Origin of the sequence: Bariatricus sp. SGI.019 (assembly GCF_050315235.1) — a bacterium.
Taxonomy (GTDB): Bacteria; Bacillota; Clostridia; order Lachnospirales; family Lachnospiraceae; genus JAFBIX01.
In genome coordinates this window covers 1-13,252 of the sequence record NZ_JBNPOQ010000033.1, presented here as the reverse complement: position 1 = coordinate 13,252, position 13,252 = coordinate 1, and the positions used below count along the sequence as shown (strand labels likewise).

Below are 13,252 nucleotides of genomic sequence, written 5' to 3'. Positions count from 1 at the left end.
TTGCCCATTCTTCGTAATAAACAATAAATACACACAATTAGAAAAGATAATTTTCTAGATTAGCTAGCATCTAAAAGATGAGGCATATCTACCTCTTCAATTATTCTAGCTTTTGCCTTTTCGTAGTATTCGGGTTCTTTTTCATATCCCAGAAACTTTCTTCCTGTCCTAATGGCAGCTAATGCTGTAGTTCCAGATCCCATACACGGATCTACGACCAAGTCCCCAGGATTCGTATATGTTCTAATTAACCATTCAAACAGTGCAATTGGTTTCTGCGTCGGATGATGTTTTCCTTCACTTTCTGCGGTAACAAAATATTGTACAGAGCGTGGATATCGCATACCAGTATCATTTTTAACCAATACTGCCTTCTTTTGCTTTCCATACGCAAAAGTATCTCTTATGGCTTTTCCTTTGTTATAAGGAGTTCCTTGCGTCATCTGTGGATTATAGCAACATTGCTTTTTGTAAAACACCACTATATCTTCGTGCGCACGCAAAGGCTGTTTTTTAGCATTAAGGTATCCTGTTGCTTTCGACTTTTCCCACACTAATGTGTACTTAAAGTCCCTGTAATTTGTTGAAACAAGAAACGCTGTAAATGGCATCTGAGCTGTCGATATTACGGGCGCATTTTCTTTCTTCTTTTTGTTTACTATTCTCCAGAACTCTTCGTAGTCAATTACCTTATCCCAGCCATTGCGTTTATTTAGTGTTCCATACGGAAAGTCAGTAATTATTGCATCGATGGCGCAATCTGTAATAGATGATAGCCCGCATTCATCAAACATATCGCAATTGATAATCTGTATGTTGCCATCTAGAAATAAGTCATTCATGAACACATTTTAGCATCATTTAAGAGCATACGTGCAAGATCTTTTATATTTTCTTCGTTTAGTGGATGTTTCTCTTTGTATAAAGGATGACTGGAGGATCTTTTGCCCTTTAGAAAAAAGAAAGTTTTAGGCTCTATCCCTACGCCATCCGTATAATGCCTTGTAAAGTTCCAGAAATCAGCTTCGTACATTTTTAATGTATTCTCGCTCGCCGCATTTTGCCCAGCAAACACAACGAAATCTAAGTCACTTATCTTGTGCCCATGTTGTGATAGCGATTCAATGATTTTTCTAAAGTCAGCCAGTGCTCGATCATAGTAGCACGAGTCTAAATATGTCTTATTTTCTATAAAGGCAATCCTTTTGCCATTGGAAAAAACATGCCTATCTACCTGGATGGTATTCATACTATATAACGAGCCTTTATAATTAATACTTTTAGACAAGTAATCAGTACTTCCTACTTTTGATACTATTTTATAATTAGGGACACATGCATTGATAGTATTTATAATATTCTGAAGTACGTTTTCCACTAACTTTCCGGCAGCATCTCTTATTACGCCTTCGGTCGGTGCCGAAATTGCAATCTTGGCAAGGTTACGCTGCTCATTATCGTAACATATACTAACATTTTTTATTACTTCATCTAAAATATCACCTTCAGTCATTTTATTCCTAGTTCTTATATGCTAACTGCTAAGAATATTATCACGACTAAAAGCAAAAAGAAATCGCTTGAGCTATTAGTGGATGTGCATGAATTAACTCTAATAATCGTATATTGAAAAAATGATGTTTTTTATTTTGTAACTACGCTGAATATAGTGAGCATGGCTAAACGCGATTATTAAGAACCTATTATAAATAACAAAAGCAGACAAGAGCCATTCGCATTTCTTGTCTGCTTTTATCCGACTATTCAGATTTAAATAACTTTAACCGCACTGGTAGTGATTGCAAAAGCTATTCTAGTTAGTTTCTCGTCAAAATCCGGATCATCGGAGAATTCGAATGGAATTCCTGCCTGCACCAACATCTGGCATATATGCTGCTTTTGACTCTGCGTCGGATATTTAATGCCGATAGATACCAAACAAGAAAACTCCTCACTGGCAGCAACGCCTCGCAAGATTCTTTGATGAAAATCGGTCTTGCTCATTGCATTAATCCGTTCAATACATTCTTTAGCATCGGCCATGCATTTTTTCATTAATATTATCCCCCCCAATTTAAGCTGACAAATTTGAGCCGTGCATTAAGTTTTTATCTGCTTATATCTTACTCCATAGCTTCTTCTCGGTTCTGCAATAAGCTCATCATAAGTAATCTGTCCATTTGCTGTTTTTTTCATATTTACACAGTCACCGGATAAGTATTTATAATGATCTCCACCAAGATGCTTTATTGAATTGAGTACTTTGTAAAAGCTATATTGTTTTATTACGTCAATCTTTGACTTTTCCTGCTCTTCTTCCGTCAGAGTCTATGGCTTTGATTTGCCATTGATAGTAACTTTGATACCGTATTCGCCTTCAAAAATATTTACGGCTTCCGTCACTTTATTCTTATCATTGGTTTGCATGATAATAAGCTGCGATGATTCTGCCCACCGCTTGCCCTCATCCCGTCCACAGCCATATAGGGTACGAATTGCTTTCACTAAATCCGCTTGATTTCCGGATTTTAAGGCCGTCAGAACATATTTATATTGCTGATTTGTTGAAGCACTTGGAGAGGTATCTGCTTTTTTTTCAGTGCAAGACGGCGATGTTCCTACGTTTTTTTGTGGATGGAGCTGCGTCCAATACAGGCCGGAGGACATCTTAATGCTATGCTTTTTCAAAAGAAGATCCAAAAGCGGAATAAGCTCGTGCAACTGATATGTGGAACATTCTTTCCAGTCGTTTCTCAGCATGACATAGGTTCCGTTATGGCGGTATTCTTCCCGTATTTCTCCATCATAGAACTTGCCACTTTTAGTGAGAACCAAAATGTATTTTTCCTCACGAGAACATCCTACACGTTCTTCGTTTTCGTTTCGGCGTTTTAATAACCAATATGTCTCTCCCGGAACATATTTTGTTTTGGTTGTTTCATAGGATTTGAGTTTAAGGAAGCCGTAGCGAACCTTTTTCTTGTATTCTTCTTTCGTGAAAATGGTTCCGTCTGTTTTGATATTTACCTTTTCAAATAAGCTTACACAGAGTTTTGCGTAAGATGCGGCTTCTTCCACGGTTAACTCATGACTCGTAGCTACAGCCTGCGCAAGCTCTTCCTCGGATATGTTTGAGTACATTTCGTTAGATAGCACGGTGTGTTGGGATGTTGTGCTTGCCGGTGGAGCACTTCTGTTCTCAAAATTCCATGAATTGCTCGGGTCTATGGCCGCAGAGGGTAGTGAGGCTGCCGATTCCCGGCTGTAATAATCTGTACCGGAGCCCCAGAAAGACGGTTGACTTTCTCCAACCTTATTCCCTTTGGCATCGTAAACATTAGTATGATTTCCAAAGAGAGCTTGATGTTGTTCACCGGTCTTTTTCCCTTTAGCATCATAGACATTAATATGGTCTCCAAAGAATGATTTTTCTTGTCTGGCAACCTTATTTCCTTTTGAGTCATAGACATTGACATGATCACCAAAGATTGCCTTTTCGCTATAACCGACTTTTTTGCCGTGTTCATCGTATATAATTGTGCGATCTCTGAAGGGATCTTTTTCGGAATGGTATTTCTTCATAAAAAACCACCTTTCTTTCTATATTGATAGCTAAAAGAATATAGAAATCATTTGTTAATTCTATTCACGGATTCTGCCAAAAAATCCTCAAGCTCTTTTATAGACATTTTTTCAATATACTGTCCCCGATAAAGTACATCTCCATCTCTAAATAAGACTATACTTCGATTACTATGCTTTAGTTCCACATAGCTGGAAGCACCTACAGCAGCATTACTGATAAGTCTGAAATATTCCTGCATTTCTCGATAGGCCGCTTTTTGTGCTACCATTTTCCGTATATCATCCATTAAGCCACCTAATACTTCATACTTTCTACTGAAATATCTCTTGTGACCGCCAACATGAATGCTCCCGTCCGCCCATTTGGTTTTTATGTAAGATCCTAGCTCGTAATAAATCTCATGTTCGCCGAGTGAATAACAGTGTTTAATTACAGACGTATCTTTTTTGCCGGGCATCTTCCATGAAATCCACTTATCTTCACGAATCAGTTTTGCTGCCTCCTGAAACAAAGCCTGCCTTTGCGGGTCGAACTTTGATAATAAAGTAGATTTATATAATAAAGTAGATTTATATACAGAAGCATTGCTAATATCTTCATACATATTTGTTTTCCAATGTTCTTTGCACACAAATTTTGTCCGGTTAATGATGTTGCCATAATACGCCTCTTGTTTTTGCATCTCCTGCTCGATCCGCTGCTTTTCCTCTGTCTCTTTTCTTAACTGCTGATATTTATCTGTTAAACTACCCATGTGCTTATCCTCCTTAATATTTCGGCAGAATCAATCGCTTTTCTACGACCTCGGCCACTAGCTGTAAAGTATTCTGGTAGCCCGTTTTCTGCAAAATATTCTTGATGTGGTACTTGACGGTATTAGGTGTAATGCCAAGATCCGCCGCAATCTCCTCGTATTTTCTGCCTTGTGCAAGCTCCCGAATAATATCAAATTCCCGACTGGTAAACTCGGTGCTGTTGCTGTACCCAATGCGAATCACCGGCGTGTCCTCGGGATAAACAAATTCGCCGTTCATCACCCGGTCGCAAACCTCCATCAAAGCAGTGCTGCCATATTCCTTGTACCAAAAGCCATTACAACCACATGCTTTTGCCTTTTGAATAAAGGAATGTTCCGGCATGGAGGTCATAATGATAATCTTGATTTTAGGGTTGTATTGCTTAATCTTTGCCGCAGCTTTCAAGCCGGATTCTTCATCGGCAGTACAGACATCCATCAGGATTAAATCAACGTGCCCACGAAGACAGGCTATTTCTGCATTCGCTGCATTTTCTATGGAGGCGTACAAAACATATTTTTCTGATTTGGCGATCTGACTTTCAATGGCGTCCCGGGTAATCCTGGAATCTTCTACTACTAAAACCTGTATCATGTTCGCCCTCCTTTCTGAGCTTCGTCAAAATCAAAGGGAATATTGACAATGAGAGAAACGCCATTGTCGCAGAGCACTTTTAGGGAGGCTCCTTCTTGTTCTAATCGTTGCCGCAATGCACTAAGGCCGTTGCCTTCCGTAATGCTTGAAACAGATACACAACCATTGTCGGATATTTCAATGTAATAACCCTGCTTGTTTTGTTCGACCTTTACCATTAATTCCGTGGCATTCGCATGACGTACCGCATTGGTGAGCGCCTCTCGGATAGCGGCATATAATAATTGTAAGGTTTTGCGCTGAGTGGGCTGTTCTCCAAGGAATACAACCTTACAGCCAATCAGCTCCGCCACCTGAAGCAGTTCAGATTGCAAGGAGGAATCGGGAACTGTCCACGCCATAGGAATATTGGAAAAATCACGAATGGTGCTGTTCCAATTTTCCCGCAGTACATCGGCGTTCTCGGCCAGACTGTCTTCCGTAATTGCTTTGGTGGTAGCCAACAGACAGTGCCCAAGTTCATCATGGATATGCATTTTCGCCGCAAGAATCTCTTTATTCAAATTGACTTCAACGATACTGTCCAGCAAGGCTTTCTGACGCTTTTGCATATCCTGCAGCCGAATGGTGTTCTCGTACAGTTCTTCGCTGAGTCGGTAGAGTTCTGTAATTTCCGCCGCCTCAATCTGAACGGTATTGGAATCAAGAAATCTCAGCTCAAAACGCCAGACCGAGCCGTCGGAGAAGCGGAAGAACAACTGTTGATGAGTGCCCCCATTTTCATTGTCCGGCTCTTTCGGCAGCCAGGATTGGTCTAGCTTTTCCGCCTTGCCGTTATTGGCAAAGTGTGCGAGTTCATCCCATGCCGCCTTTGCGTTTAGAATTGTATGTCCAGTCAGCTCCAGCGCCAGCTTGTTCATCTTCTCATTGACAAGAATGACCCGCCCATCCAATGCGGAGAAACAGATTCCGCCGGGGTAAGAGTCGATGGCTTTTTTAATCATTTTCGCTGACATATTCTTTTTCATGACTGCCCCACCTCTCCTTCTTTCAAAAGTAGAAGCCGATAGCCTGCCGGAATTTTCTCTGTCTGAAGGCTATATCCGCCTTCCAAAGAATGGGAAACAAACTCGCAGGCTGTACCGGTAATCTCAAAGCAAACCGTATCGCTGATTTGGATTGCCACAGAAGTCAGACGAAAATCTGCCTCCTCTAAAATCTCTTCCAAGGCTTTCATAATGAGAAGAATCAGCTCTGGTTCTAAATTCAATGTGGGGCAAAAATCCAAACTTGTCATGATTCCAAGATTCTTCATGCATTTCGCCATATCCTGCAAGCTAATGGCTAAGTCACCCATCGGAATCGTCTGCTGCTCCTGATAAGTGAGCCGCAAGTTGCAGAACCGCTTGATATACGTGCCGATGAGGCAAATGCGGTTCCAGTCGTTCTCTGAAAGGGATTCTTTTGATAAAAGTTCTGTCAGCAAGGTAAGCTGCCCAGACACCTCCGAGGATAGGCTGTCATAAATATCATTGCGTGCCTGAATACTTGTCTCATCCGATTGAATTCGAATTTCCTGTGCCAGCAGATCTTGTTCTTCTTCCAATTCCGCATTCAGTCTCTGAAGCTCTCGTAAAGCCTGATTGATCTGCGAGAGATCGGTTTGCCAGACCATATACCCGCCCGGGATTTGGTGCAGGTTCATGGTAATATCTTCCGTAGCAGAAAAATGCTGATTTTGCTTTAGAGCTTCCAGCATAGCAGGCGTGATTTCCGCCGCATTTTCCGATACTGCAATCCGCTCACCGGTCGGTGAAAGAATCTGCATCGCCACTGTAGAACGCCGGAATACTTCACTGTACTGCGTGTTGACGGGAATCAGTCCGGTCAGGATATAGAGCTCCCAGCAAAGCACAAGAATGAAAATCAGTCCCGCTGAATATTCCACAAGCTCAAATCGAACAACGTATGCCGTTGCCGCATAGGGGATGCTGAACAGGAGCAGTAAAATCGGCTCATAGAAGGGAATCAGCTTCCGGTAAAGCGAATCAGACTTCGTCGTGACATTGCGCCGGTAGATCACATATACCTGATAACTGATGATACTAAGTCCCCAAATATAGACGATATATGTTCCGATGTAGGGGTGGAAATACAAATTTGGCTGGGATTCCTCCGGCATAATGTAATAGAAAAAATGATGCAGATCATTCGTCAGCGCCAGTACGCTTAAAAGGCACGCCGGAATCAGAAGCAGATACCACTTTTTGCTGATCCGATAATCGTCTGCCTTGCCAAGATAGAATGAGCCGTAAAGACCGAACAGCGGGATGAAAATAGCCGCGATATTGATGAAGTATCCGGTAAAGCGCATCCATGGAATATTAACATAGAGGAAAGCATCCTGGATGAAGCGAACGGTTAAATACAGGATACTCACGATATTCTGCGCAGTTAAATGGCAATGCATAGCTTTCTGCGTAATTTTCGTCGTGATGGTATACTGCCAGCGAAGAAGCAGGAGCATATAAACAGCCCAGACAAGATATGGCCGCAGAAAATCCTCTGGCCAATACCGCATACTAAGCTGCCGGTATGCGGAGACTGCAAAAAGCAACGCCGTAGCCGCAAAAAGCCGGACAACGGATTTTTTTCGCTCGCTCATTTTATCCCCCCTTAGAAAAATGATTCTAACCAATCTGCGCAGTTAGATAACGATAAGAATATTATAGCATGAAAGACAAAATCTGCCCCACACAAAAGTGTAGTTTCTTGGAATAGGAGTAACGAATAAAAAATCATGCCCACAAGCGTGGGACATAGGAAATATCCTTTCGCCTGTGGACATGTTATTTTTGATTGATGATTAGATTTTGTTTTTGCGTCTTACAAAATAAGTACTGCTTAATCCAGCCGCAGATGCGAGCATAACTATTATCCACAAAGCAATGTTCGCTGAATCTCCGGTCTCTGGTGATGTTGTATCCGTGTTCGGATTTGCAGAATCGCCGGGTTTAAATGGTGTCGTATCGGAAGTTAATTTAGGAATGCTTTCCGTTTTTGTTGCACCGCAGGTCTTGCAAGTATAGGTTTTGATCCCTTCGGCATCCTTGGTGGATTCTTTTGTGGCTTTCCCTTCATCCCAAACGTGGGCTTCCTTCTGAACATCTCCGCAGGCGCAGGAGCGCTGATGATTGCTGCCATCCTTACAGTCTGTCCATTTTCCATAAGAATGCGTATGGGGAACCGCAGCTTTTTTGTATCCGACCATAACAGGAGAAGTTCCCATCAGGCGGAAGGAGATGCCGTTTTCGCCCTCTGTTACTGCAGGGGTCTCCACTTCACCGGCATGATGACCGTTCACTTCCTCATCGAACATATGGACAACGGTAAAGTCATAATCTGCAGCATTGGTTCCCTCCGGATAAGGAAGTGTTACCGCAATTCCTTCTTCTGGGAAGTTCTCGGCAGTAACAGGAATCCATGTTTCGCCGCCATCTTCACTTGTTACAAACTCAATGTCATAAAGTACAGTATTATCAGCCGAATATCCTTCGTTGGAAATGATGGTTTCTGTCAGTTTATCTTCAATCTTTTCAACCGTATTATATTCCGTATCTCCCAGATCGCCGGGTACTTCGCTGAGACCTTTGGTAATGTTGACTTTTTGCCGTACCGAGAATGTAATCTCATCAGAAGCAGAAATATAAGGACCATCAGAAGTATTCAAAAAAGTATAGGAATAAATAGTTATTGTATTTTTTTCAAAGTCAGGAATGCAACAGTATTTATTTTTATCTAAATCCCAACAGTCCATTTCATATTGAACAAACGAATTGTCTCCCTCTGATATAGTCATTCGTTCTCCATTCAACTCATGCGTATAAGTACTTCCGTCATCGTATGTGACTGTAAACTTAATACCGTTTAAATCAGCCTCCTTGCCATTCTTTTCTATATCTTCAATAATACTATCGGGTATTGGCAGGATTTTGATCTCTGTCGGAAGTTTATATTTAACAAGCTCAAATTCACATTCCTCATCCATTGTCAATCGAGAAAGCATGAATATAATTGGATTTTTATCAGTACTCTTATAGATACTATATTTTCCGTGACCATCGTTTGGAGTACAATCCCGAACATTATTTGTCCGAAGGGTATAGTACTGAGATCCATTTGGTTCAGGCTGATAACGATAATATAAAGTCTGCCATGTCTGATCGGATAGTTTATATGTTTTGTTTAAAGTAATATCTGTTGGTTCGATGAAGTTAAATGTCACGTCAGCTTCCCCAAGAAGGGTATTTCCTTCGATGTTGTTGAATAAGAAATTACAACCAGAGTAATCATTTAACATCTGTTTTCCTGTAAGAGAAACTACATACGAATTATATTCCGTCTCAACACTTATATCTACATACTGACTGAGATCCTTGACAGTAGTGTAATCAAAACGCATGGAATCTGTAGTTACATACTCTTTTAATCCATTAGGGTCAGTCGTGAAGAGTTGAACTCTATATTGGGTTGTTCCTCCAATAACAACATCCATCTTAGCTGTTTCACCTGTCTGATTTACGTTGGTATTCATGTTGTAAATAGAACATTCATAGGCATTAACCGGTTCTTCCGGAGGCGTGCCAATCGAGAAACTGTAAGTTGCAATGATGACTGTATTGCCATTTGCATCCTCAGATACGGAAACATCCATAGAATCGCGTTGGCCATTCATATCTATATAAACTTTATTATTTCCAGACAGTACATAATAATAGTCTCCATGATACGACTCAAAAGATTGGAATGTCACTTTATACGTGTAACGACTGTCATTTTGAAATGTATCAGCCTCTGTCATTTTTTTACCGGTGCTATCATAATAATCCTCAGTGGCTTTGACATAAGAAAGAATAGTATCATACTCCCACTCTGGATCTGAGATAACAGGTGGCAGATCTCCAGGCGTGGGTGATTGGCCAATCAGTTTGTCTGCTGAACCCGCTTGAACGATTAAATCATTCTCGATAACTTTCTTCTTTTCCGCATCTGGCCCTGACAGGGTATTTTCGTCTGCCATGGCAGTTGTCGGGAACACCATGACTATCATGCATAATGCAAGCAAGAGCGCTCCCCATTTTTTTAGTTTCATCAAAAACTCCTCCTTTTTGTGCGTATAAGATAAAAGCCTGTTTAAGCTACTTTATAGTAACACTTCTAAAAAGAAAGCACCCCACACAATCAGGTAGTTTTTGAAAAATAATTAAAAAATATGTCCACACTGTTCTTTTTTGGAAAATAAGATCAAAAATCAGTACCATGTTCACGAATGTTGTCGCTGAAAACTAAAGATGAGAAAGGGAAACTGACCAAGATCATCAACTTTACACTACTTAAGTAGACCCCCTCAAGGGGCTTCTTGGATAGCGGTGAAGCTTATGAATTTACGTGGATCGTCAAGAAATCCACCTCAGAAAATTAACGATACAAAATTATTATAGGGCATATTTCGTCCGAGATTAATGGGTTGAATTGGACTTTCATGAAGAAAATGAGCTGAACCTATCCGCATACTATTTACCAGAAAGATAATGCAGATTCTACTGGACGAAGTGCTATTTTAGATTTAAAATATACTTCCAAAAAATAAGAAGGGGGAAATACTCATGATTAGTACTTATGAAGAATATACAAAACTTCCAAAATCCCTGTCTCTTGAGCAGATGCAGGTTATCCATAAGCAAATCGTTTCAGAAGTCGGGAATGATTCAGATGCATTGGAATTATATGATGATCTTATAAAAGTAGCGACACGCTATGCAGCCATTAGGGCAAATTGGCTATTGATGAGCCGAGAAGAAAAAATGAAACAAGACCCCAGCCGGACATCCTGTCACAATTCGGTGATTACACATTTTAATATGCTCGCCAGATATCTTAAGCAACAAGAAAAAACTGCTGCATGGCGAGATGAACTTGGTTACGAAGAGGACGACAGCTATAACCGGAAATCAATCGGAGATTTTGCTTGTTATTTAGCCTTTGTAAATGGAATAAATGCGAGATAGATTAAAAAACACATAATTTCACCACCTCTGTTACGCTCTTGATTTTATGCAAATTACACGAAAAAACTATTGACATTTTTACAATTTTATGCTATTTTGCCAACAAGAATGTACATTTAGATCATTAACATCCTAAACCAAAGCATTCTCTTCTATGGGTTGGTAGTGGGGATTGAAGGGTTGTTAGGAAACTTAGAATGGAAGAAATATAGATTTAGGCACTATAACAAAATAACTGCGATCCTGTAGCGGAACGGCGAAGAGGCGAACAGTGCGGCCTAAAACAGCACAGGATGCAAAAATAAAAAGAACAAAAAAGAAATACGCCAAGATGCGAAAAAGTCTTGGCGGATTTTTTGTATATTTATTTCTTGCATCCTTCTTCATAGTGCTTCACTTGCTTCTATAAGAACATCAACGAAAATCTCCTTGCTGGTACCAGAACCTACAGTTGCCTGAATGACATTTCTATAAATCATATTTCTATCTCTTGGCTCTTCTGATGTAACTGCATTGAAGTAAATCCATGCGTTAGCTCCCGGAGCATAATCACCGATATTTATGCCATTATCATGGATAATCTTATCGCTAAGTGTTACTCCTTTGGGATGTGCTGTATTAAATATCATAGTACTGCCTTCTACATATGATAGGCCATCTGGCAAAAGATCCCGAAGTACTAGGTTTCTGAACATCTCTGAACTCATGTTTTGGACTCCTATGCGAAAACGAACACATTCGCCAGGCTCTGCATGGACTTTTGTTCCCCATTTTATATCAGTTTCTTTCTTTATTCGGACATCAAGTAGTAGTTTGACCCATCCTTGCTTCTAGAATAAATGGTGAACGGACAGTAAAGCACCCACATTTCCTAAAAAGTAGCGTATACTGCGCAGAATGCGGTTCGCGCCTAATGGTTAGTAACGAGAAGAAAAAGAATGGAGATGTATATCCCTACTTTGTCTGTGCAGGACGACACAGCAAACGAGTAAAGGATTGTAAGATGAAGGCTGTATTAATTGATGTGGTCGAAAAGAAAATAGAGCAAATCTACGATAATTATCAGCTTACGCCAGAATTACGCCAATATCTGGAGGAATATTTACAAGCAATTATCCTGAAAGAGCGAGAAAAATTCAACTCGGAGCTTGATGGATTGAATCGCACAAAAATATCCCTGGAACATAAACGCCAAAAGTTGCTTGAAGCGCATTACTCTGACGCCATTCCGCTAGACTTAATGAAAAGTGAACAGAAAAAGATCGCTAAAGAATTAGCAAGTGTTGAACATGAAATCAATATGCATAATGTGACTTTTGAAAATATTTTAGCCAACCTACATTTAGCCCTTGATCTTATCGAAAACTGTGGCACGACTTATAGAGCCGCCAGCGATATGACTAAGCGTCTAATAAACCAATCTCTTGTATCTAGGTTTTTAGTATCCAATGGAAATGATGGACTCAATATTAATGTAGAATTCAAAGCTCCCTTCGACACCATATTGGAGCCAATAAAAGATACTATTGCACGAGTTAACCAAGCACGCAGAAATGAACTTAAAAAATTGAGTGAATTAATTGAGATAACAAAAAATCACATCCGCAATATCTACGGATGTGATTTTCATGTTTCAGATTCTCCAAATCCAATGTATTCTGAACTTACATCGAACGAACCAAATTTTTTTATGGTAAAAAGTTCGAGTAAGGACTTTTTGGTGGACCTGGCGGGAGTTGAACCCGCGTCCGAAAGCCCATCCACCAGAGCATCTCCCATCACAGTCATTATTCTGACATTCCCTCCGTCAGTCACCTAATGACAGGTTACTGACTTTAGTAGCTTCATAAGTTCTTCCATCTCCTCAAAGCTTTGGAAACGAAGTGCTCCGCCTTGTTGAAGCCGGTTACTTAAGCAGCGGATGACCTAAGACCGACTGCTGCCGATATTAGGCAGCGTACGCTAAATTTTCGTCTGCGTTTATATTTAATTGGAACTTTTATCGTAGTGTCCCGCTACGGATGGCTTCTCCAACTTCCAGACCCCCGTCGAAACCAGTACAAGCCCTGAATTCATGCTCTCTGGTCTGCAAACGAATCTTTTGTTAGATATATTTTATTATAGAAATCGAAACTATGTTTGTCAAGAGCATATAAATGCCATTTTTTTCTAATAAAAAATTTCAAAGCCAAAGAAATCCCAAGAAA

Annotated in this window: 11 protein-coding genes, 1 other RNA gene and 1 pseudogene; 2 read left to right on the top strand and 11 right to left on the bottom strand. The window is 40.4% G+C overall.

Features of this window, described 5'->3' with window-relative positions; translation table 11 throughout:
• Window positions 1-59 precede the first annotated feature (59 nt).
• The 9 genes from ACQRD1_RS14050 to ACQRD1_RS14010 all read right to left on the bottom strand — a co-directional run bounded on the left by ACQRD1_RS14050 (window position 60) and on the right by ACQRD1_RS14010 (window position 10,129).
• Complete coding sequence (locus tag ACQRD1_RS14050; protein WP_235233397.1) at window positions 60-842, bottom strand: DNA-methyltransferase; 783 nt, start codon at window positions 840-842, stop codon at window positions 60-62.
• Window positions 839-1,513, bottom strand: coding sequence for a hypothetical protein (locus tag ACQRD1_RS14045; protein WP_235233396.1), 675 nt, complete (start codon window positions 1,511-1,513; stop codon window positions 839-841). The genes ACQRD1_RS14050 and ACQRD1_RS14045 overlap by 4 nt, the downstream gene beginning before the upstream one ends.
• A 257-nt stretch (window positions 1,514-1,770) precedes the next feature.
• A complete protein-coding gene (locus ACQRD1_RS14040; RefSeq protein ID WP_235233395.1) occupies window positions 1,771-2,055 on the bottom strand; it encodes a hypothetical protein in 285 nt (94 codons plus the stop codon).
• A gap of 273 nt (window positions 2,056-2,328) precedes the next feature.
• Window positions 2,329-3,582: a hypothetical protein gene (locus ACQRD1_RS14035; protein ID WP_235233394.1), complete on the bottom strand. Its 1,254-nt coding sequence runs from the start codon at window positions 3,580-3,582 to the stop codon at window positions 2,329-2,331.
• 47 nt (window positions 3,583-3,629) lie between these two features.
• Window positions 3,630-4,340 (bottom strand): hypothetical protein, encoded by a 711-nt coding sequence (locus ACQRD1_RS14030; RefSeq protein ID WP_235233393.1) that lies wholly within the window; start codon window positions 4,338-4,340, stop codon window positions 3,630-3,632.
• Window positions 4,341-4,353: 13 nt separating this feature from the next.
• A complete protein-coding gene (locus ACQRD1_RS14025) occupies window positions 4,354-4,977 on the bottom strand; it encodes a response regulator transcription factor (protein ID WP_235233391.1) in 624 nt (207 codons plus the stop codon).
• Entirely contained in the window at window positions 4,974-6,005 is a 1,032-nt protein-coding gene (locus ACQRD1_RS14020) for a sensor histidine kinase (protein WP_235233390.1), read from the bottom strand. The genes ACQRD1_RS14025 and ACQRD1_RS14020 overlap by 4 nt, the downstream gene beginning before the upstream one ends.
• On the bottom strand, window positions 6,002-7,642 hold the full coding sequence (locus ACQRD1_RS14015; protein WP_235233389.1) for a hypothetical protein: 1,641 nt from the start codon (window positions 7,640-7,642) through the stop codon (window positions 6,002-6,004). The genes ACQRD1_RS14020 and ACQRD1_RS14015 overlap by 4 nt, the downstream gene beginning before the upstream one ends.
• A 201-nt stretch (window positions 7,643-7,843) precedes the next feature.
• Window positions 7,844-10,129 (bottom strand): hypothetical protein, encoded by a 2,286-nt coding sequence (locus ACQRD1_RS14010; RefSeq protein ID WP_235233388.1) that lies wholly within the window; start codon window positions 10,127-10,129, stop codon window positions 7,844-7,846.
• 514 nt (window positions 10,130-10,643) lie between these two features.
• Between ACQRD1_RS14010 and ACQRD1_RS14005 the strand changes: the two genes are divergently transcribed.
• Window positions 10,644-11,045: a hypothetical protein gene (locus tag ACQRD1_RS14005; protein WP_235233386.1), complete on the top strand. Its 402-nt coding sequence runs from the start codon at window positions 10,644-10,646 to the stop codon at window positions 11,043-11,045.
• Between the two features lie 383 nt (window positions 11,046-11,428).
• Here the strand turns inward: ACQRD1_RS14005 and ACQRD1_RS14000 are convergent, their stop codons facing one another.
• Complete coding sequence (locus ACQRD1_RS14000) at window positions 11,429-11,821, bottom strand: hypothetical protein (RefSeq protein WP_328282613.1); 393 nt, start codon at window positions 11,819-11,821, stop codon at window positions 11,429-11,431.
• Window positions 11,822-11,865: 44 nt separating this feature from the next.
• Between ACQRD1_RS14000 and ACQRD1_RS13995 the strand changes: the two are divergent.
• Window positions 11,866-12,075, top strand: a pseudogene (locus ACQRD1_RS13995) (recombinase zinc beta ribbon domain-containing protein); the annotation flags it as partial.
• A gap of 688 nt (window positions 12,076-12,763) precedes the next feature.
• Here ACQRD1_RS13995 and ssrA read toward each other — a convergent pair.
• Window positions 12,764-13,112: a transfer-messenger RNA gene (gene ssrA / locus ACQRD1_RS13990) on the bottom strand.
• Between the last annotated feature and the right edge of the window lie 140 nt (window positions 13,113-13,252).

Coding starts and splice junctions, on each gene's coding strand:
- ACQRD1_RS14050 (WP_235233397.1), bottom strand. CDS start 842: ATGAATGACTTATTTCTAGATGGCAACATACAGATTATCAATTGCGAT.
- ACQRD1_RS14045 (WP_235233396.1), bottom strand. CDS start 1,513: ATGACTGAAGGTGATATTTTAGATGAAGTAATAAAAAATGTTAGTATA.
- ACQRD1_RS14040 (WP_235233395.1), bottom strand. CDS start 2,055: ATGAAAAAATGCATGGCCGATGCTAAAGAATGTATTGAACGGATTAAT.
- ACQRD1_RS14035 (WP_235233394.1), bottom strand. CDS start 3,582: ATGAAGAAATACCATTCCGAAAAAGATCCCTTCAGAGATCGCACAATT.
- ACQRD1_RS14030 (WP_235233393.1), bottom strand. CDS start 4,340: ATGGGTAGTTTAACAGATAAATATCAGCAGTTAAGAAAAGAGACAGAG.
- ACQRD1_RS14025 (WP_235233391.1), bottom strand. CDS start 4,977: ATGATACAGGTTTTAGTAGTAGAAGATTCCAGGATTACCCGGGACGCC.
- ACQRD1_RS14020 (WP_235233390.1), bottom strand. CDS start 6,005: ATGAAAAAGAATATGTCAGCGAAAATGATTAAAAAAGCCATCGACTCT.
- ACQRD1_RS14015 (WP_235233389.1), bottom strand. CDS start 7,642: ATGAGCGAGCGAAAAAAATCCGTTGTCCGGCTTTTTGCGGCTACGGCG.
- ACQRD1_RS14010 (WP_235233388.1), bottom strand. CDS start 10,129: ATGAAACTAAAAAAATGGGGAGCGCTCTTGCTTGCATTATGCATGATA.
- ACQRD1_RS14005 (WP_235233386.1), top strand. CDS start 10,644: ATGATTAGTACTTATGAAGAATATACAAAACTTCCAAAATCCCTGTCT.